The following is a 19,884-nucleotide window of genomic DNA, read 5'->3' on the forward strand; positions in this document are numbered from 1 at the left end:
CTAGGCGGCAGGCTGCTGCGGCGGCGTACGCAGGATGAACAGCACCGCCTGATCGGCGAGCGCGTCGATGCTGATGCCGGCACCAGCCTGGTACCACTGTGCCGTCCAGTTCAGCGCACCGAACATCAGCAGCCGATCGACGGGCGTCGGGTGGGCCCATTCGCCGGAGGCACGCAGGCGCTCGATCACGCGCGTCCAGATGTCTTCGTACCGGTCCTTGAGCGCGATGATGCGTTCCTGCGCCTGCGCATCGAGCGAGCGCCATTCGTACAGCATCACCGGAATGAAATCCTGGTGGGGCGCAAGGATCGTGTAGAGGTGCGCGCGCACCAGCTGGCGCATCGCCTCGCGCGGCGGCAGGTGGTCGATATCGATGGCCTCGATGTCGGCCAGCGCCACGGTCAGGCCGTGTTCGATCACGGCCTGCAGGATGTCCTGCTTGGTCTTGAAGTAATAGAACCAACTGCCCGCATGCACGCCCGTGGCAGCGGCAATGTCGCGCACCGTGGTGTTGCCGTAGCCCTTCTCGCGGAACAGCCTGGCCGACTGCTCGATCAGCGCGCGGCGCAAGCCCTCGTTGGCATCCTGCGCGGGGCGGCCGCGCTTGCGTCGCGGTGCTTCGGCTTCAGTGGCGGCTTGGGTGGCGGCTTCGGCCGGGTTGGATGTGGCAGGTTTCGGCATGCCCTGGGGAGAAGAAGAGGCGTCGCCGCATTGTAGCGGGGCATCGCCACCGCGCGGCACGTCAATCGCGGTTCAGGATGCGGCCGTGTTCGACGGTGGCGGCGCCAGCCTTAACCAGCGCCGCAATCGCGGCATCCAGCAATGTCTCCATCGATTGGCTCGCGAAGAAGCGCGCTTGCAAGCGTGGCATCAATGTGGTTTGCGTGAACCACGTGAAAAGCGCGTCGTGCGACAACGCCTGCTGCTCGAGCAGCTTGAACTTCACCAACACGCGAATGGCGTGCAGTGCGTTGCGCTCGGGGTCAGCACGCAGATACGCAAGCCGCCCCAGCGATGCGTCAATCGCAGCATTGACGGCGGTGAACGGCCGGCCGTGTCCGGGTATCACCACGCGCGCGTCGAGTTGCGCAATGCGCTCAAGAATGGCCTGCTGCTCGGCAAAACCGCTTTCGCCTTCCAGCTCGGGAAAGATCACGCCAAAGCCGCGTTCCCACAGCGCGTCGGCAGAGATCAGCACGCGTGTGTCGGGGTTGAAGAGGATGACCGCGTGCGGATCGTGCCCCGGCGCGCTAATGACCTGCCAGTCGAAGCCGCCCAGACGCAGCGTCATGCCGTCGGCGAGGCCCGCGTCGGCATCGCTTTTGGGCAACGTGAAGCGCGCGCACTCCTGGCCTGTGGGGCCGTAGCTGAGGGCGTCGATGTCCCAGCGGCGCACGTCGTCGATCTGAGCGGCGGGCACGCGTGTGTGACTGCCGTAGATGGCCTGCAGCGCCGCATTGCCGCCGCAGTGGTCGGAGTGCAGGTGCGTATTCAGCAGGCGGCGCAGCGGCCGGCCTTGCAGTGCGTGCCGCACCAGCGCCACCGTTTGTGGGGCGTGCGTGAGATAGCCCGTGTCTACCAGCGCGCAGCCACCGTGCGCTTCGTCATCAAAGAAAAGGATGTTGTTGGACGACAGCCAACCGCGCTCGAACACGCGCATCGAATCAGGCAGGGTGACGATGTCGTGTTCGGCCATGGTGATGGGCGCTCAGGCGCAGGGCGCGTCGTTGAGCCAGGCGCAGGCGCGCTCGGGCAAGGTTTTCCACACGGCCAGACGAGCCGCATCGCTCATGGTCGACCACGCGGCAATTTCGTCGATCGTGCGCATGCAGCCGATACACAGGCCGCGCGCATCGTCCATCTTGCAGACGCTGATGCACGGAGACGACACCGGCTGCGTACGCTCCGCCTGCTGGCGGCCGTTGCGCAACTTGCCCAGCGATAGCTTCAGTTGCGCGCGGGTGCAGGCGTCCATGCGTGTGCGATCAGTCGCGCTGGGCAATGTCGGCGACGGGCGCGCCGGTCATCGCTTCCAGTTCGGCAGGCGTCAGGTTGAACACCGCATGCGGGTGGCCGGCCGCAGCCCACACGCTGTCGTACTGGAACAGGTCTTGGTCGAGCAGCATCACGGGCTTGACCGCATGGCCGACTGGACATACGCCGCCGATGGCGTAACCGGTTTTCTCGCGCACGAACTTCGCATCGGCCTTGGCCAGCGCGCCCACGTGCGCGGAAACCTTTGCCTCGTCGACACGATTGGTGCCGCTGGCGATCACCAGCACCGGCACGTCGTCTTCAGCACGACGGAAGATGATCGACTTGGCAATCTCCGCCACCGAGCAGCCGAGGCCGGCAGCCGCTTCGGCAGAGGTCTTGCCGGTGGCCGGCAGCATCACGATGGCTTTTTCGTAGCCGAGCGTGCGGAGGTGGTCGGCCACGCGTTGAGCGGATTCAGGCAGCGGCGCGTTCGTATCGGTAGCGGTCATCGTCGTTGTTCTTGGTGGGGTTTCAGATGCAGGCCTGGGCGATCTGGTCCTGCAGCTTGAGCAGCAGCGCGCGGCCTGCACGTGACGCCGTGGGGCGGCCGATGGCTTGCGAGATGAAGTCGCCCGCCAGCACCACCTTGTCCAGGTCGATGCCGGTGCGGATGCCCAGGCCGTGCAGCAGGTACAGCACGTCTTCGGTGGCAACGTTGCCGGTCGCGCCCTTGGCATACGGGCAGCCGCCCAGCCCTGCCACCGATGCGTGGAAGATGGCGATACCGACTTCCAGGCTGGCGAGGATGTTGGCCAGTGCCTGGCCGTACGTGTCGTGGAAATGGCCCGAGAGGCGGTCGATCGGGAACGTCGCCGCGGCGGCTTCCATCACGGTTTTCACCTGCCCGGCGGTACCCACGCCGATCGTGTCGGCAATGTCGATCTCGTCGCAGCCCAGGTCGGCCATGCGCTTGATGACATCCACCACCGACGACACCGGCACCTCGCCCTGATACGGGCAGCCCAGCGAACACGAGATCGACCCGCGCACGCGAATGCCCGCATCCTTGGCCGCCTTGGCCACCGGCACAAAGCGTTCGATCGACTCCGCAATCGAGCAATTGATGTTCTTCTGCGCAAAGGCCTCGCTGGCGGCGCTGAAGATCACGATCTCATCCGCGCCCGCTGCTGCCGCGCCTTCGAAGCCCTTCATGTTGGGCGTGAGCACGGAGTACAGCGTGCCCGGCCGGCGCTGGATGCGGGCCATCACGTCGGCGCCATCGGCCATTGCCGGCACCCATTTGGGCGACACGAACGACGCGGCTTCCACATTCACGAAGCCCGCCTCGGACAGCCGGTTCACCAGTTCGACCTTGGTGTCGGTGGAAACCGGCGCCTTTTCGTTCTGAAGACCATCGCGCGGGCCGACCTCGACCACCTTCACGAAATGCGGGAATGACATGTCAGTAACCTCGTTGCAGATCGACGATGCCGGCAATCGGCTCGCCTGCTTCCAGCGCGCGGATCTTGCGCGCGATCTGGGCAATGCTGACCTCGCGCAGCGTCAACGCCGAAATGTGCGGCGTGATATGGATGCGCGGTTCGGTCCAGAAAGGGTGGTCGGCCGGCAGCGGCTCGGTCCGGAACACGTCGAGCGCAGCGCCGGCAACATGCCCGCTGCGCACGGCGGCCAGCAGGTCGTCTTCCACCAGATGCTTGCCGCGTGCCACGTTGACGACGAACGCGCCGGGTGCGAGTTGCGCGAGCAGCTTTGCGTCGATCACGTTTTCCGTGTCGGCGGTCAGCGGCAGCACGTTTACCAGCACGCGCGTGCCCGCCAGGAAGCCCGGCAGTGCGTCGCTACCGGCCCGGCAATCGACGCCATCGACGTGCTTGGCAGAACGGCTCCAGCCGCGCACCGGAAAGCCGAAGCCTGCCAGCGTCTTGGCGATGTGCGTGCCGAGCACGCCCATGCCGAGCACGCCGACGACGAATTCGTCGCGGTTGAACGGCTTGAGGAAGCGCCACATCTTCGCTTGCTGCTGGCGCTCGTATTCATCGAGCCGGCGGAAGAAGCGCAGCACGGCATGCGTGACGTATTCGCCCATCTGCGCGGCCATGCCGGCGTCGTCCAGCCGCACGATCGGCAGGCCTTCGGGAATCGCATCGGGCGATTGCGCGCGCAGGCCCAGGATGGCATCGACGCCCGCGCCGAGGTTGAACACCGCGCGCAAATCCGTGCGGCCGCGCAGCATATCGGCGGGCGGTTGCCACACCACGGCGTAGTCAGCATCCTGCGCCGCACCTTGCTCCCACACCGACAGCCGCGCCTCGGGCAGTGCCTGCGCAAAACCATCGAGCCAGGGTTGGGGCTTGCCGTCGGGCGTGTAGATCTGGATGTGCATGTGGGGCGACTTCAGTGCAGGTAATTGACGTATACGTCAAGCAGTGTAGCAGGGGCCGCCAAGGCGTGTGGCGGCCCCGTTGAGCGTCATTCGGGTGTCATTCCGATGTCACTCCGCCGGCTTGAACGCCAGCAACTGCACACCCTCCGTCACCTGATCGCCCACGCCATACAGCACCGATTCGACAACGCCGTCGGCGGGTGCGGTGAGCGTGTGCTCCATCTTCATGGCTTCCATGACGACCAGCGGCGCGCCCTTGGTGACGGTCTGCCCCGGCGCGGCCAGCACGGCGATGACCTTGCCGGGCATCGGCGCGGTCAGCTTGCCGCCTTCGTCGTCGGCTTCGCCAGCATGGGCGAGCGGGTCGTGACGCTCGAGCGTCCAGTGCGCGCCGCCGGTGAAGACGTGGAACGTGTCGCCGTCGAGATGCACCTGGCCGGTCGCCTTGTGCGAGCCCAGCGTGACGGTGAAGGTGTCGGCGTGGCGCTGCGAAGTGAAGGGCGCTTCATGGCCGTTTGCTTTCAGCCGCGAGCCGTCGCGGCCGTAGACGAGCGTGGCGTCGACGGCCTGGTCACCGTGCGAGAAGCGCAGCGTGCGCTCAGCCGCGCCGTTCAGGCGCCAGCCGCTGCCGCGCGCCCACGGCGAATGCGGATCGCGCGTGTCGGTGCGCAGGCTGCGCGCCTCGCGGGCGAGCAGCGCAGCCACGGCCAGGGCGATGGCGTCTTGCGGCACGTCCGGCGCTGCCGGGAACAGCGTGTTGTGATTGCGGGCGATCAGGCCGGTATCCAGATCGGCGGTCGCAAACGGCTTCGATGCGACAAGGCGGCGCAGGAAGGCCACGTTGGACGACAGCCCCACCAGGTGGAAGCTGCCCAGTGCCTGCAGCATGCGCGCGAGCGCTTCGTCACGGTCACGGCCCCAGACGATGAGCTTGGCGATCATCGGGTCGTAGTAAGGGCTGATGGCGTCGCCCTCGCGCACACCCGCGTCGATGCGCACAGCGGCGGGTTCGCCATTGGCTTGCGCGCCCACGGTGAATTCCACCGCAGCCGGCGTACGCAGCACCTTCAGCGTGCCGATGGAGGGCAGGAAATCGCGGTCGGGGTTTTCAGCGTAGATGCGTGCTTCGAGCGCGTGACCGTGAATGTGCAGTTCGTCCTGCGTGCGCGGCAGCGGCTCGCCGGAGGCGACGCGCAATTGCCATTCGACGAGGTCTTCGCCCGTGATCATTTCGGTGACCGGGTGCTCGACCTGCAGGCGCGTGTTCATCTCCATGAAGTAGAACGTGCCATCTTCGTCGACGATGAACTCGACCGTGCCGGCACCCACGTAGCCCACGGCGCGTGCGGCAGCGACGGCGGCTTCGCCCATCGCGCGGCGGCGGTCCAGCGTCATGCCGGGGGCGGGGGCTTCTTCCAGCACCTTCTGGTGGCGGCGCTGCACGGAGCAGTCGCGCTCGAACAGGTAGACGGCGCCGCCGAAGCTGTCTGCGAAGACCTGGATTTCGATGTGGCGCGGCCGCGTGAGGTACTTCTCGATCAGCACGCGGTCGTCGCCAAAGCTCGATGAGGCCTCACGCTTGACCGAGGCCAGCGAGGCTTCGAACGCATCGCCCGATTCCACCACGCGCATGCCCTTGCCACCGCCGCCGGCGCTCGCCTTGATGAGGACGGGGTAGCCGATGCGATCGGCCTGCGTACGCAGGAAGGCGGCGTCCTGGTTGTCACCGTGGTAGCCGGGCACGAGCGGCACACCCGCCGTTTCCATCAGCGCCTTGGCCGCGCTCTTGCTGCCCATCGCTTCGATGGCCGAGGCCGGCGGGCCGACGAAGATGATGCCTGCGTCTGCGCAGGCCTTGGCGAAGGCTTCGTTCTCCGAGAGGAAGCCGTAACCGGGATGGACGGCCTGGGCACCCGTGGCGCGCGCGGCTTCGAGGATGCGATCGGCGCGCAGGTAGCTGTCGCGGGCGGCGGGCTCACCGATGTGGATGGCTTCGTCGCAGGCCGCGACGTGGCGGGCGTTGGCGTCGGCATCGGAGTAGACCGCGACCGTGCGGATGCCGAGCTTGCGGCAGGTGGCGGCGACCCGGCAGGCGATTTCGCCTCGGTTGGCGATGAGGAGCTTGGTGATCATGGTGTTGTTACGTCTCCTGGTTTTGGTTTTGCACTTGTGGTGCATCCTTTGTTTCATCCCCTGCCGGGGCTGAGTCACTTTCTTTGTCTTGCCAAAGAAAGTAACCAAAGAAAGGCGCGCCCGAGATGGCGACACCCTCCTTGAATTTTCGTAACCGGGCGGAGACGGGAAAAACTCGCTGCGCTCAAACAGTTTCCCGTCTTGTTTCCGCCCGCTTACGAAAATTCAAGGCGCCATCTAGGGCAGGAACGTCAACGGCCAAACCGTTGGTGTGCATGCTCTGTCAGGCCCGTGTTTGTTGCTGTATTGCCGTTTGCTTCGCTCCGCGTCTTGCCGCGTATTCACTACTGCGTTTGTGCTCCGATGGTGTGGCGGTTGGAGCCCTAGATGGCGCCTTGAATTTCTGTTGCAGAGAGGAAAAAGAGGGGAGGCCTGTCTGAGCGAAGCGAGTTTGCCTCCCCTCCCTCTCTGCAACAGAAATTCAAGGGGAAGTCGCCATCTCGGGCGCGCCTTTCTTTGCTTACTTTCTTTGGCAAGACAAAGAAAGTGAGTCGGCCCCGGCAGGGGACGAAAGGGAGGCAGACCACCAACACAAAAAACAAAAACCACCTCCCATCAAAAGCATCAGTCCGCCGGCGTAATGTCGATATGACAATGCGAAGACTGCGCCCCCGCATGCGATTCATGGTGCATGTGATCCTGCACCTCCACCCGCATCCCCAACCGCGCCAGCAGCTTGCGGTCAGCATCCGCCTCCGGGTTATCCGTCGTCAGCAGTTTCTCGCCATAGAAGATCGAGTTGGCTCCCGCCATGAAGCACAGCGCCTGCAGCGCGTCGTCCATCGCCTCACGGCCAGCGGAGAGCCGCACCATCGCCTTGGGCATCGTGATGCGCGCCACGGCAATCGTGCGCACGAAATCAAACGGATCCAGTTCTTCGTTGCCCGCCAGCGGCGTACCTTCGACCTTCACGAGATTGTTGATGGGCACCGAGTCCGGATACGGCTCCATGTTCGCCAGCTCGGCAATCAGGCCCGCACGCTCGTGCACCGATTCCCCCAGGCCGACGATGCCGCCGCAGCACACGTTGATGCCGGCGTCACGCACATGCTCGAGCGTGTCGAGCCGGTCCTGGTACGTGCGCGTGGTGATGATCTCGCCGTAGAACTCGGGCGCGGTGTCGAGGTTGTGGTTGTAGTAATCCAGGCCCGCTTCCTTCAACTGCGCGGCCTGTTCCTGCTTGAGCATGCCGAGCGTCACGCAGGTCTCCAGTCCCATCGCCTTCACGCCGCGCACCATGTCGGCCACGGCGTCGAGCTGATGCGGCTTCGGGTTGCGCCACGCGGCGCCCATGCAGAAGCGGCTTGCGCCGTTTTGCTTGGCGCGCGATGCGGCTTCCAGCACTTCGTCGATCGGCATCAGTTTTTCAGCCTCGACACCGGTGTCGTAGCGCGCCGATTGCGGGCAATACGAGCAGTCCTCCGGGCAGCCGCCGGTCTTGATGGACAGCAGCGTCGAGAGCTGCACCGCATTCGCATCAAAGTTGGCGCGGTGCACCTGCTGCGCCTGGAACAGCAGGTCGTTGAACGGCAGCGCGAACAGCGCTTCGATGGCTTCGCGGCTCCAGCGCGCGTCGGGCGCCTGGCCCGGTGTGACGGGCGCCTTGGCGGCGTTCGGAACGAAGTTGAGCGGAGTGGATTGCATGAGGACTTCCTTCAAGTGATGCGTGGTGTCGTTGTTATGCGGATCAGGCCGGCAGCAGCCAGTTCGGCTTGCGCTTGCCCAGGAAACTCTGCACGCCTTCGCGGCCTTCTTCCGAGGCGCGGATGGCGGCGATGCGTTCAGCGGTGTCGGCCAGCAGTGCGTCATTGACCGCAGCGCCAGACACCTCGCGCACGAGCCGCTTGCTCTCGCGCACGGCGTTCGGGCTGTTGGCGACGAGCGCGGCCGTGATGTCGGCCACCTTGGCGTCGAGGGCGTCTGCGCTCACCAGCTCATGCACGAGGCCGAGGCGATGCGCCTCTGCGGCGGAGAAACGCTCGGCAGTGATGAAGTAGCGGCGCGATGCCTGCTCGCCCAGCGCGCGGATCACGTATGGGCTGATGGTGGCCGGAATCAGTCCGAGCTTCGCTTCCGACAGGCAGAAGTTGGCCGTGTCGACGGCGACGACGATGTCGCACGCGGCGACCAGGCCGACGCCGCCGGCATAGGTGTCGCCCTGCACGCGCGCGATCACGGGCTTGGGGCAGGTGTAGATGGCGCGCAGCATTTCGGCCAGGCGCAGGGCGTCGGCGCGGTTCTCGTCATCGGAGTAGCCGGCCATCTTCTTCATCCAGTTCAGGTCGGCGCCCGCGCAGAACGCAGGGCCGTTGCCCGACAGGACGATGGCGCGCACGCTCGGCTCATTGGCCAGCGCGCGGAACGCACCGGTCAGCTCGGCGATGACCGTTTCGTTGAAGGCGTTGCGCACGTCGGGCCGGTTCAGCGTGAGCGTGGCGACGGCGCCGTGCTGGGCGAAGGCGAGGGTCTCGAAAGCGTTCATTCGGGGTCCTTGTTGGTGTCGGACTTGGGGTCGTCTGCGCCGGAGGCTTCAGCGTTGCTGCCCGGCGCCGCCGCTTGCACCGGGCCTGCCGGCAGACCGAGTTCGCGCAGGAAGGCATCCACCTGCGGCAGCCAGATGGCAAGCCCCGCATGGCTTGCAAACATGCCGTGCGAGTCGCTCTTGAAGTTGCCGAAATCCACCAGCCGGCCTTTGCCGCCGGCACTGGTGTAGGCGGCGAACATCCTGTCGGGCATCGGCTTGGGCCAGTAGCTGTCGTTGTCGCCGTAGAACCAGAGCGAGGGGTAGCGTGACTGGCGGCCGTACGTCTCGAATGCGCGCACGAGGTTGCCTTCCCAGTCGGCACAGGTGTCGTTGCGCAGGCCGCCGGCAAAGTTCACCAGCCCGCGTACGCCGGGGTACGCGATGGTGCCAAAGGCCAGCGTCGTCAGGCCGCCATGCGACTGGCCCATGACGACGATGCGGTTGCGGTCGACGTACGGCTGCGCGGTCATGTAGTCGAGCGCGGCCACCACGTCTTCGGCCTGGATGATGCCGTTGGCTTCCACGTTGCAGCCGCTGCCGATATACGCGCCGCCGGATTTGGAAAACCCCTGCCGCATCGGGATGGCCACCACGTAGCCGCGCGCCACCAGCGCCGCTGCCTGCTCGCTGTAACGGGCACGCGCCTGGAATGCCGCCTTGCCGCGCGCCTTGCCGTGATTGAGCACGATGAGCGGGAAGGGGCCATCGCCGGCCGGTTTGTAAATGGTCGTCTCCAGCTTGAGCGTGAAGATGCCCGCAGACTTGGGCACCTCTACGATGGTCTCGCTGATGCCGGCCGGCGCGGTCTCGCTCGCATGCGCAGCCGCAAGCAGCAGCGCGCAGCCAACGGCTGCCCAGGCGCTGCGCCACGTTCGCGCGGTGTTGCTGTTCACTGCAAATGTCCTGTTCGGTTGGCGGGCCGCTTACATGCGGAACACGCCGAAGTTCATGTCGCCGATCGGCGCGTTCAGGCTGGCCGACAGCCCGAGGCCCAGCACGCTGCGCGTGTCGGCGGGGTCGATCACGCCATCGTCCCACAGGCGTGCGCTGGCGTAGTACGGATGGCCCTGGCGCTCATATTGGTCGCGGATCGGCGCCTTGAACGCGGCTTCTTCATCCGCGCTCCACTGGCCGCCCTTGGCTTCGATGCCGTCGCGGCGAACGGTGGCGAGCACGCTGGCAGCTTGCTCACCGCCCATCACCGAGATGCGCGCGTTTGGCCACATCCAAAGGAAGCGCGGCGAATACGCCCGCCCGCACATGCCGTAGTTGCCCGCGCCAAACGAGCCGCCGATGATGACCGTGAACTTCGGCACCTGCGCCGTCGCCACCGCCGTCACCATCTTCGCGCCGTTCTTGGCGATGCCTTCGTTCTCGTACTTGCGGCCGACCATGAAGCCCGTGATGTTCTGCAGGAATACCAGCGGGATCTTGCGCTGGCAGCACAGCTCGATGAAGTGCGCGCCCTTGAGCGCGGCCTCCGAAAACAGGATGCCGTTGTTGGCGATGATGCCGACGGGGTAACCCCAGATGCGCGCAAAGCCGCAGACCAGCGTCGTGCCGTAGCGCGCCTTGAATTCGTCAAAGGCGGAATCGTCGACGATGCGTGCGATGACTTCACGCACGTCGAACGGCTTGCGCGTATCGGTCGGGATCACGCCGTAGAGTTCTTCGGCGGCGTAACGCGGTTCGACCGGCGCATGAATCTGCACTTGATCCGGCTTGCGGCGGTTCAGGTGCGCGACGATGCTGCGCGCTTGCGCCAGCGCGTGCGAGTCGTTGTTGGCGAAGTAATCCGCCACGCCGGACAGCCGCGTGTGCACATCGGCGCCGCCGAGGTCTTCGGCGCTCACCACTTCACCGGTGGCCGCCTTCACCAGCGGCGGGCCCGCCAGGAAGATCGTGCCCTGTTCCTTGACGATGATCGATTCGTCGCTCATGGCCGGCACATACGCGCCGCCGGCTGTGCACGAACCCATCACCACCGCGATCTGCGGAATGCCCTTGGCTGACAGGTTGGCCTGGTTGTAGAAGATGCGGCCGAAGTGGTCCCGGTCGGGAAACACGTCGTCCTGGTTCGGCAGGTTGGCGCCGCCCGAATCGACGAGGTACACGCAGGGCAGGTGGTTCTGCTCGGCGATCTCCTGCGCGCGCAGGTGCTTCTTCACCGTCATCGGGTAATACGTGCCGCCCTTGACCGTGGCGTCGTTGCAGACGATCACGCATTCCTGCCCCGAGATGCGGCCGATGCCGGTGATGATGCCGGCGCCCGGCGCGGCGTCGTCGTACATGCCGTACGCCGCCATCTGAGAGAACTCCAGGAACGGCGTGCCGGGGTCGAGCAGTTGCTGCACGCGGTCGCGCGGCAGCAGCTTGCCGCGGGCGAGGTGCTTGGCGCGGGCGTCTTCACCGCCGCCCTGGGCGATGCGCGCCACCTTGTCGCGCAAGTCGGCGACGAGCGCGCGCATGGCATCGGCGTTGGCCTTGAAGTCTTCGGCGCGGGGGTTCAGCTTGGTCTCTAGCGTCGGCATGGCAGCAGTGCAAGAAGGTCGGTGCGGTTCAGTCAGGGAAGGTGCCGTCGACGTACAGCCAACGGCCTTCGGCGGATTCAGCGCCGCTGGCGTCCAGGCGGACGAAGCGGCTGGTTTCATGCAGGCGATGCGCGCGGCCGCCCACCTTGTAGCGCGCGACGAACTCCACCGTCGCGTGCGTGGCGTCTTGGGGCGTGTGGCGCTTGACGTCCAGGCCGAGCCAGCGTGTGGCGGCGGCCTCTGCTTCACTGGTTTCCAGGTCGACAGGGCAGGTGGACGGATGCCACGTGCGGCGCAGGTACGCCGTGTCGCCCAGCACATAAGCGCTGTAGCGCGAGCGCATGAGTTGCTCGGCCGTGGCCGGCGCGGCGTCGCCCGCGTGGAAGGGGCCGCAGCAGCGCGCATAGGCGCCGTTGCCGCAGGGGCAGGCGTCGGCCGGCCCGATGGGCTTGGGTTGTGCGGCAGGCATCAGGCCAGCAGCTCCGGCAGTTCGCGCATGTCGGTAAACGTGCGGGTGGCTCCCGCGGCGATCAGCGGGCCCGGCGCATTGCGGCCGGCGTATGCCAGCACCGTCATGCCGGCAGCGTGCCCGGCGGTGACGCCCGTGGGGCTGTCTTCGATCACCAGGCAACGCGACGGCGATACCCCCAGGCTGCTCGCGGCCAGCAGGTACACGTCGGGCGCGGGCTTGCTGCGCGCGACTTCGGTGGCCGAAAAGATGCGCACGTCCGTGGGCTGGAAGTGCTCGATCAATCCGGTGCGGTTGAGCTGCAATTCAACCTTCGTGCGATCGGCGCCCGAGGCCACGGCCATCGGCAGGCCCAGCCTGGAGAGCACATCGATGGCGTGCGCGATATGCGGTACGGCCTCCACCTCGGCTTCGAGCAGCGCGTTGCGGCGCGCGTGGAAGGTGGACAGCCAGTTCGGCGGCAGCGGCGCGCCGCGCATCTCGGCAATGGCATCCAGCTCTTCGCGGATGGCCTTGCCCAGGAAGCGCTTGATGGAATCTTCCGGGCTGATGCTGATACCAAGCTCGGTCAGCATCTCCCAGATCAGGCGGTTGACGAGGGGTTCGCTGTCGACCAGCACGCCGTCGCAATCGAAGAGGATTGCGTCAAAGCGGGGGTGGTTCGAAACGGGGGAGGTCACTGCAGTCATGCGTTCTTAGTAAGGGGTTCGTCGGCGGCGGCTGGTACATCCGCCGCTTTCGTGGAGGTCGTTTATATGCGTCCGTCGCGCAGCAGCGCTTCAATCTGGTCAAAGCGGTCGAAGCCCCAGAATGCTTCGCCGTCGACGATCACGTAGGGCGAGCCGAACACGCCGCGCGACATGGCCAGGTCGATCTCGGCCTTGAGCTGATCCTTGATCTGCTGGCTGCTTGCGCCGGCATTGAGCGCGGCACCGTCGATGCCCATTGCGTCGGCAATCTTCATCACCTCCGCTGGTTCGCCAATGTTGATGTCGTCGACAAACAGCGCGCGGTAAAGCGCACGCGCAAAGTCGATGGCGCGGTCGCCGCCGTGGTGGTCGTGTACCCACAGCGTGGCGCGCGCTGCGTATTGCGTGGGCAGTGGGAAGTGCGTCGGCTTGCGGTATTCAATGCCGTTGAAGCGTGCCGTGCGCTCGAAATCGCGCCATGCGTAATCGCCCTTGAGCGGCACCTGTGGCAGCGGGGAGCCGCCGGTCGTTTTGAACACGACCCCCAGCAGGATCGGATGCCATGCCGTCGCCCGGTTGTACCGCTGCGCGAGTTCTTCCACGCGCGTGCTGGCGAAGTAGCCGTACGGCGATGAGAAGTCGAAGTAGAAATCGATGGCCCCGTTCATGATGTGCTCCCCTGTTGTGCTGCGCCTTCCCCGAAAATGCCTACGCCAGTGCGCGGGCGATCAAGATCTTCTGGATATCGCTCGTGCCTTCGTAGATCTGACACACGCGCACGTCGCGGTAGATGCGCTCCACCGGGAAGTCGTTCACGTAGCCGTAGCCGCCGAAGACCTGGATGGCATCGGAGCAGACGCGCTCGGCCATCTCGCTGGCATTGAGCTTGGCCATGGCGGCCTCTTTCAGGCACGGCAGCCCGGCGTCTTTCAGGCTGGCGGCATGCCAGACCATCTGTCGTGCTACGTCCACGCGTGTGGCCATCTCGGCCAGGCGGAACTGCACCGCCTGGTGCGCGAACAGCGGCTGACCGAAGCTTTCGCGCTCCTTGGCATACGCCAGCGCGGCTTCAAAGGCCGCACGCGCCATGCCAACGCTCTGCGCGGCAATGCCGATGCGTCCGCCTTCCAGCCCGGACAGCGCCATCTTGTAGCCCGCGCCTTCTTCGCCCAGCAGGCAATCGGCGGGGATGCGGCAATCTTCAAACACGATCTGTGCCGTGTCTGACGAGTGCTGGCCGAGCTTGTCCTCCAGCCGCGCGACGATGTAGCCCGGTGTGTTGGTCGGCATCAGGAATGCGCTGATGCCGCGCTTGCCTGCGGCCTTGTCGGTCACGGCCATGACGATCGCCACGTCGGCATGCTTGCCGCTGGTGATGAACTGCTTGACGCCGTTCAGGACCCAGTGGTCGCCATCGCGCACGGCCGTGGTGCGCAGCGCCGATGCGTCGGAGCCGACATGCGGCTCGGTCAGGCAGAACGCGCCGAGCATCTCGCCGCGCGCCAGCGGCACGAGCCACTGCTGCTTCTGCGCGTCGTTCGCAAACGCCATCAGCATGCTGCACACGGGGCAGTTGTTCACGCTGATGACGGTGGAGGTGCCGCCGTCGCCGGCAGCAATTTCTTCCAGGATCAACGCCAGCGACAGGTAGTCGAGTCCCGCGCCCCCGAGTTCTTCCGGCACGGCCACGCCATAGGCGCCCAGTTCGCCCAGTTGGCGGTGCACGTCTTTCGGGAACGTCGCATCGCGGTCCCATGCGGCCGCGTGCGGGGTGATCGCCTCGCGCACGAAGGTGCGGATGGCGTCGCGAATCATCTCTTGCTCTTGGGTCAGCAGCATCGTTCCGGCCTCACCATTCAATGACGCTGCCGTCGTAGTTGCGGAACCCGCCGTTGTCGGCACGCGTGGCGCCGGCAATCACGCGGCGGATACCGGCCACGCTTTCCTGCGCCGTGATGGCCGCACCCGCGCCGCCCATGTCGGTCTGTACCCAGCCGGGGTGGAAGGTCAGGCACGTGGCGTTCTTGGCGTTGATCGACACCCCGCGCAGCACCGCGTTCACCGCCGCCTTGCTGGCGCGATACAGCCAGCCGCCGTTGCCTGTCATGTCGCCAATGCTGCCCATGCGGCTGGAGATGACGGCGAGCACGCCGCCAGGTTCGTCCGCACCATTGCGTCCGGCTTCCACCATCGGCAGCACCGCAGGCAGCACGCCCATCGGCGCCCACACGTTGGTGTGCATCACGGCATCGAAATCTGCCTGGCTGACGGGCGTGGCGCCCTGCGTGCGCGGGCCGTAGATGCCCGCCACGTAGATCGCCACGTCCAGCGCTTCGCCGTCGAGCTTCCACGCCAGGCCGGCGACGGCGTTGGCGTCGGTCAGGTCCAGCACGTGGGTCTCGGCGCCCAGAGCCTGCAGCGCCTGGGCGGCCTCTTGCGTGCGCACGGTGGCAATCACGCGCCAGCCATCCGCACGGTATTGCTTGACCGTTTCCAGGCCGATGCCGCGCGACGCGCCCAGGATGAGCGCGGTGCGCGTGCGGCGCGACGTTGCGTTCGTCATGCGCGTGCCTTAGTAGAGTTCGATGCCGACAGCCGTGGCTTCACCGCCGCCGATGCACAGGCTTGCCACGCCGCGCTTGCCGCCGCGGTGTCGCAGCGCGCCCAGCAGCGTCGCGATCAAGCGTGCGCCCGATGCGCCGATCGGATGGCCCAGCGCGCACGCGCCGCCGTTCACGTTCACTTTTTCGTGCGGGATGCGCAGGTCGTGCATGGCGGCCATCGGCACCACGGCAAACGCCTCGTTGATCTCGAACAGGTCAACGTTGCCTGAGTTCCAGGCGAGCTTCTTGAACAGCTTGTCGATGGCCGTGACCGGCGCCGTGGTGAACCAGCTCGGCTCTTGCGCGTGCGTGGTGTGGCCCAGCATCACCGCCAGCGGCGTGATGCCGAGTTGCTTGGCAGTCGACTCGCGCATCATCACCAGCGCAGCTGCGCCATCGTTGATCGACGAAGACGACGCGGCCGTCACCGTGCCGTCTTTCTTGAAGGCGGGCTTGAGCGAGGGGATCTTGTCGACCTTGATGCGGCGCGGGCCTTCATCGGTGTCGATGACGGTGTCGCCGGCTTTGCTCGACACCGTGACGGGCGTGATCTCCCAACGGAATGCGCCGGATTCGGTGGCCTCCTGCGCGCGGCGCACGGATGTCATCGCGAAGTGGTCCTGGGCCTCGCGCGTGAAGCCGTATTTCTCGGCGCAGTCCTCGCCGAAGGTGCCCATCGCGCGGCCCTTGTCATAAGCGTCTTCCAGGCCGTCGAGCATCATGTGGTCATAGATCATGCCATGGCCGATTCGGTAGCCACCGCGGCCTTTCGGGATCAGGTACGGCGCATTCGTCATGCTTTCCATGCCGCCCGCAACCACAACGTCCAGCGACCCTGCGAGCAGCGCGTCGTACGCATTCATGGCGGCGCGCATGCCCGAACCACACATCTTGTTGACGGTGGTGCAGCCGACTGACAGCGGCAGGCCCGCGCCCAGTGCGGCCTGACGTGCCGGCGCTTGCCCCTGCCCCGCAGGCAGGACGCAGCCCATGATGACTTCTTCAATCTGTTCCGGTTTCAAGCCCGCACGCTCGACTGCCGCGCGGATGGCAGCGGCGCCGAGTTGTGGGGCAGTGAGGCTGGCGAGTTCGCCCTGGAAGGCGCCCATCGGGGTACGGGCGGCGGAGGCGATGACGATGCGGTCGGACATTGCTGCAATCTCCTGGAACTGTGCTTTGGACATGGTTCTGCACTTGTGGTGCAGGGTTTATGTGTCTCTCGCTGGTGGGCGGGCCTTGTTGGTCCATCTCCGTTTCGTGCCCTGCCGGGCCCGACTCACTTTCTTTGTCTTGCCAAAGAAAGTAAGCAAAGAAAGGCGCGCCCAAGATGGCGACCCCCTCCTTGAATTTTCGTAACCGGGCGGAGACGGGAAAAACTCGCTTCGCTCAAACAGTTTCCCGTCTTGTTTCCGCCCGCTTACAAAAATTCAAGGCGCCATCTAGGGCGGGAACGTCAACGGCCGAACCGTTGGTGTGCGGGCCCTAGTGGCTCTTGTTTGTTGCCGTGTTGCTCGCTTTGCTTTGCGTTGTGCTGTTGGTTCCCGCCGCACTTGTGGTCGATGGTTTGGCCGTTGACTTTGTTGCCCTAGATGGCGCCTTGAATTTCTGTTGCAGGGAGGAAAGAGGAAGGGAAACTGTCTGAGCGAAGCGAGTTTTTCCCTTCCCCTCCCTGCGACATAAATTCAAGGAATCCTTCGCCATCTCGGGCGCGCCTTTCTTTGCTTACTTTCTTTGGCAAGACAAAGAAAGTGAGTCAGCCCCGGCAGGGGATGAAACAAGGGATGAACCACCAACATCAAATCCAGCCCTCAAAAAAGCAAAAACTTAAAACCCCACCGGACTAGGCGTACTCCCTTCCTTCCCATAATTCAGCCAAGCCTCACCAAGCTGAGCATGCAGTTCCTCATTGGAGCTCGCCGCCATCCCCAGGTTGCGCAACATCCCGTCCTTCACGCCGTAAATCCAACCGTGAACGGTCAGCGGCTGCCCGCGATCCCAAGCGTCCTGCACGATCGTCGTCAGGCACACGTTATTCACCTGGTGGATCACGTTCAGCTCACACAGCCGGTCATGCTGATCCTGCTCGCGGACCACCGTGCCGAGATACGTTTCATGCTGCTCGGCCACGTCACGCACGTGACGAATCCAGTTGTCGGCCAGTCCGAAACGTTGCTTTGTCAGGGCGGCCTTCACACCGGAGCAGCCGTAGTGGCCCACCACCGTGATGTGGCGGATCTTCAGCACTTCCACCGCAAACTGCAGCACCGACAGGCAGTTCAGGTCCGAGTGCACCACCACGTTGGCGATGTTGCGGTGGACGAACACCTCGCCCGGCGGCAGACCGATGATCTGGTTGGCAGGCACGCGCGAATCCGAGCAGCCGATCCAGAGGTATTCCGGGTTCTGCTGGTTGGCCAGATTGGAGAAGAAAGCCGGGTCTTCAGCGTGGACGCGCTCGACCCACTTCCGGTTGTTCTCGAACAGCTCTTTGATGCGATGTGGCATGGTTTCCCGTCGTGTTAAAGGGTTAAGCGGCGGCGCGCTGCGGCAGCGTCGTGTTGTCTTGGGCTGCGTTGTCGGGCGCGCTCGCGCCGTAGCGATTGACGAAGCGTTCGGCTGCGTCATACGCGTAGAAATCGTGCATCTGCCCGGAGAGCAGGCGCTCCTTGTACCCCTGCCACATGGAGGCTTCGAAAAAGTCTGCGTGGTGCTTGAGGAAGGCTTCGCGCACGCGCGGGTCGCCAAGCAGGAACGTGCGATACGTCTCCGGAAAAATATCGTGCGGGCCGACGCTGTACCAGACCTCGCCGGACATTTCTTCTTCTTCGGTCCGCGGCTGGGGAACGGTGCGGATGTTGCAGTCGGTGAGGTATTCGATCTCGTCGTAGTCGTAGAAGACCACGCGGCCGTGGCGTGTCACGCCAAAGTTCTTGTACAGCATGTCGCCGGGGAAGATGTTGGCGGCGATGAGTTCCTTGATGGCATTGCCGTATTCGATGATGCCGTGCTCGACCTGCGCATCGGTGCCTTCGTGCAGCCAGATGTTCAGCGGTGTCATGCGGCGCTCGATGTAGACATGGCGGATGACGATCTCCTCACCGCCGTCATCGCTGCGCTGGTATTCGACCATTGACGGCGCGTGCTTCTCCAGCTCCTTGATGAGGTCCTCATCAAAGCGCGAGAGCGGGAAGGCCACGTCGGAATACTCCAGCGTATCGGCCATGCGCCCCACGCGGTCGTGGCGCTTCACAAGCTGGTACTTGCTCTTGATCAGCTCGCGCGTGGTTTCCTTGGGCGGCGGGAAGTAATCTTTGATGACCTTGAATACGTACGGGTACGAGGGCAGCGTGAACACCAGCATCACCAGGCCCCGGATGCCGGGCGCGATGATGAACTTGTCCGATGAATGCTGCAGGTGGTGCAGGAAGTCGCGATAGAACAGGTTCTTGCCCTGCTTCTGCAAGCCGAGCGAGGTATAGATTTCGGCGCGCGGCTTGCGCGGCATCAGGTCACGCAGGAAGGTCACGTAGGCAGACGGAATCTCCATGTCCACCATGAAATACGAGTGCGTGAACGAGAACAGGATGAGCAACTGTTCTTGCCGCAGCAGCACTGTGTCGAGCGAGAGCTGGCCCGCGGCATTGCGCAGGATTGGCACGGCCAGCGGGAACGTCTTGTCGCCGTTGATCACGCGCCCGATGATGTACGCCGCCTTGTTGCGGAAGAACAGCGACGACAGCACATGGATCTGGAAATTCGGTGCGATGCGGAAGTCGCCGAAATGCTCGCCCACCGCGCGCACGATGTAGCCAATGTCGCGCTCCAGATCTTCAAACGGCGCGTTGAGCTGGAAGTTGTGCACGATACGCTCGAAGCAGGCGCCCAGGCCATCGCGCGTGCCGGGGTAATAGGCGCGGTACGTCGGCTTGGTGGGCGACTCTTCGTTCTCGATGTATTCCGTCGAGATGGCCGGGCGCACGAAGATGAAATCGTTGTTGAAGTACGAGCGATGCAGGATGCGCGTACACACCGAGTTGAAGAAAGTCTCGGCGCACTCGGGCTGGTGATGGTTGGTCAACAGGCCGATGAAATGCAGCTTGATCTGGCGCCAGATCTCGTCGTCGATGTTCTCGGCGTCGTATTCGTCTTCGAGGATGACCGACGCTTCGCGCACGCGTTCGTCGTAGTAGGCGATGCGGTCGCGCTGCAGTTGCTGCAGGCCCGCCCAGTCCCCGGTCTCGAACGCAGTCTTGGCCTGTACGCTCACCTCGCGGAACAAGCGATAGTGCTTGTCGAAGCCGTCGAGCATCGTACGGGCGACGTCAAAGGCGATCTGCGACGAGAGGAGCTTTGGGAAATGGGACATGGCGTGTGCGCGGGGAGGGGCAGGGAAGCGGCGAAACCAGCAAACCAGGCAGACCTAGATTGTAGGGTCTTCGGTGCCGTGTTCGCGTCCTGAAACCGTTGCGCCTCCTTATCCGTTTGGCTGATGGC

Annotated in this window: 19 protein-coding genes; all 19 read right to left on the reverse strand. The window is 64.9% G+C overall.

Translation table 11 applies throughout. The features are described 5' to 3' along the window. Positions 1 to 681 (reverse strand): TetR/AcrR family transcriptional regulator, encoded by a 681-nt coding sequence (locus ACTJK4_RS02140; protein WP_440815716.1) that lies wholly within the window; start codon positions 679 to 681, stop codon positions 1 to 3. A gap of 61 nt (positions 682 to 742) precedes the next feature. Further along, positions 743 to 1,696 (reverse strand): MBL fold metallo-hydrolase, encoded by a 954-nt coding sequence (locus ACTJK4_RS02145; RefSeq protein ID WP_440815719.1) that lies wholly within the window; start codon positions 1,694 to 1,696, stop codon positions 743 to 745. A gap of 12 nt (positions 1,697 to 1,708) precedes the next feature. Next, positions 1,709 to 1,975, reverse strand: coding sequence for a DUF1289 domain-containing protein (locus ACTJK4_RS02150; protein ID WP_440815722.1), 267 nt, complete (start codon positions 1,973 to 1,975; stop codon positions 1,709 to 1,711). 10 nt (positions 1,976 to 1,985) lie between these two features. Further along, positions 1,986 to 2,486 carry a YbaK/EbsC family protein gene (locus tag ACTJK4_RS02155; RefSeq protein ID WP_027678443.1) on the reverse strand — a complete coding sequence of 167 codons (501 nt, stop codon included), beginning with the start codon at positions 2,484 to 2,486 and terminating at the stop codon, positions 1,986 to 1,988. A 22-nt stretch (positions 2,487 to 2,508) separates the two neighbouring features. After that, entirely contained in the window at positions 2,509 to 3,438 is a 930-nt protein-coding gene (locus ACTJK4_RS02160; protein ID WP_440815725.1) for a hydroxymethylglutaryl-CoA lyase, read from the reverse strand. Between the two features lies 1 nt (position 3,439). Further along, on the reverse strand, positions 3,440 to 4,381 hold the full coding sequence (locus ACTJK4_RS02165; protein ID WP_440076583.1) for a 2-hydroxyacid dehydrogenase: 942 nt from the start codon (positions 4,379 to 4,381) through the stop codon (positions 3,440 to 3,442). A gap of 108 nt (positions 4,382 to 4,489) precedes the next feature. Then, on the reverse strand, positions 4,490 to 6,514 hold the full coding sequence (locus ACTJK4_RS02170) for an acetyl/propionyl/methylcrotonyl-CoA carboxylase subunit alpha (RefSeq protein ID WP_433866110.1): 2,025 nt from the start codon (positions 6,512 to 6,514) through the stop codon (positions 4,490 to 4,492). Positions 6,515 to 7,138: 624 nt separating this feature from the next. Beyond that, entirely contained in the window at positions 7,139 to 8,218 is a 1,080-nt protein-coding gene (gene bioB / locus ACTJK4_RS02175) for a biotin synthase BioB (protein WP_260804049.1), read from the reverse strand. 43 nt (positions 8,219 to 8,261) lie between these two features. Next, positions 8,262 to 9,056 carry an enoyl-CoA hydratase/isomerase family protein gene (locus ACTJK4_RS02180; RefSeq protein WP_112186157.1) on the reverse strand — a complete coding sequence of 265 codons (795 nt, stop codon included), beginning with the start codon at positions 9,054 to 9,056 and terminating at the stop codon, positions 8,262 to 8,264. Then, on the reverse strand, positions 9,053 to 9,991 hold the full coding sequence (locus ACTJK4_RS02185) for a dienelactone hydrolase family protein (protein ID WP_440076585.1): 939 nt from the start codon (positions 9,989 to 9,991) through the stop codon (positions 9,053 to 9,055). Before ACTJK4_RS02185 ends, ACTJK4_RS02180 begins: the two co-directional genes overlap by 4 nt. A gap of 30 nt (positions 9,992 to 10,021) precedes the next feature. Further along, the gene (locus ACTJK4_RS02190; RefSeq protein WP_260804047.1) at positions 10,022 to 11,629 is read right to left on the reverse strand and encodes a carboxyl transferase domain-containing protein; all 1,608 of its coding nucleotides are present in this window, start codon (positions 11,627 to 11,629) and stop codon (positions 10,022 to 10,024) included. Between the two features lie 28 nt (positions 11,630 to 11,657). Beyond that, a complete protein-coding gene (locus tag ACTJK4_RS02195; RefSeq protein ID WP_440076586.1) occupies positions 11,658 to 12,098 on the reverse strand; it encodes a YchJ family protein in 441 nt (146 codons plus the stop codon). Further along, positions 12,098 to 12,787: an HAD family hydrolase gene (locus ACTJK4_RS02200; RefSeq protein WP_260804045.1), complete on the reverse strand. Its 690-nt coding sequence runs from the start codon at positions 12,785 to 12,787 to the stop codon at positions 12,098 to 12,100. Before ACTJK4_RS02200 ends, ACTJK4_RS02195 begins: the two co-directional genes overlap by 1 nt. A 62-nt stretch (positions 12,788 to 12,849) precedes the next feature. Beyond that, entirely contained in the window at positions 12,850 to 13,455 is a 606-nt protein-coding gene (locus tag ACTJK4_RS02205; RefSeq protein ID WP_045202366.1) for a 2-hydroxychromene-2-carboxylate isomerase, read from the reverse strand. Positions 13,456 to 13,495: 40 nt separating this feature from the next. Continuing rightward, positions 13,496 to 14,626, reverse strand: coding sequence for an acyl-CoA dehydrogenase family protein (locus ACTJK4_RS02210; RefSeq protein WP_440815732.1), 1,131 nt, complete (start codon positions 14,624 to 14,626; stop codon positions 13,496 to 13,498). Between the two features lie 10 nt (positions 14,627 to 14,636). Continuing rightward, positions 14,637 to 15,350, reverse strand: a complete 714-nt coding sequence (locus ACTJK4_RS02215) for an SDR family oxidoreductase (protein WP_322017176.1) — start codon at positions 15,348 to 15,350, stop codon at positions 14,637 to 14,639. Positions 15,351 to 15,359: 9 nt separating this feature from the next. Then, on the reverse strand, positions 15,360 to 16,541 hold the full coding sequence (locus tag ACTJK4_RS02220; RefSeq protein ID WP_232043083.1) for an acetyl-CoA C-acetyltransferase: 1,182 nt from the start codon (positions 16,539 to 16,541) through the stop codon (positions 15,360 to 15,362). A gap of 673 nt (positions 16,542 to 17,214) precedes the next feature. Beyond that, positions 17,215 to 17,895, reverse strand: a complete 681-nt coding sequence (can, locus tag ACTJK4_RS02225) for a carbonate dehydratase (RefSeq protein ID WP_232041741.1) — start codon at positions 17,893 to 17,895, stop codon at positions 17,215 to 17,217. 22 nt (positions 17,896 to 17,917) lie between these two features. After that, positions 17,918 to 19,756 (reverse strand): bifunctional isocitrate dehydrogenase kinase/phosphatase, encoded by a 1,839-nt coding sequence (gene aceK / locus ACTJK4_RS02230; protein WP_232041742.1) that lies wholly within the window; start codon positions 19,754 to 19,756, stop codon positions 17,918 to 17,920. Positions 19,757 to 19,884: the final 128 nt, after the last annotated feature.

Origin of the sequence: Ralstonia sp. 22111 (assembly GCF_052045895.1) — a bacterium.
GTDB classification, from domain to species: domain Bacteria; phylum Pseudomonadota; class Gammaproteobacteria; order Burkholderiales; family Burkholderiaceae; genus Ralstonia; species Ralstonia wenshanensis.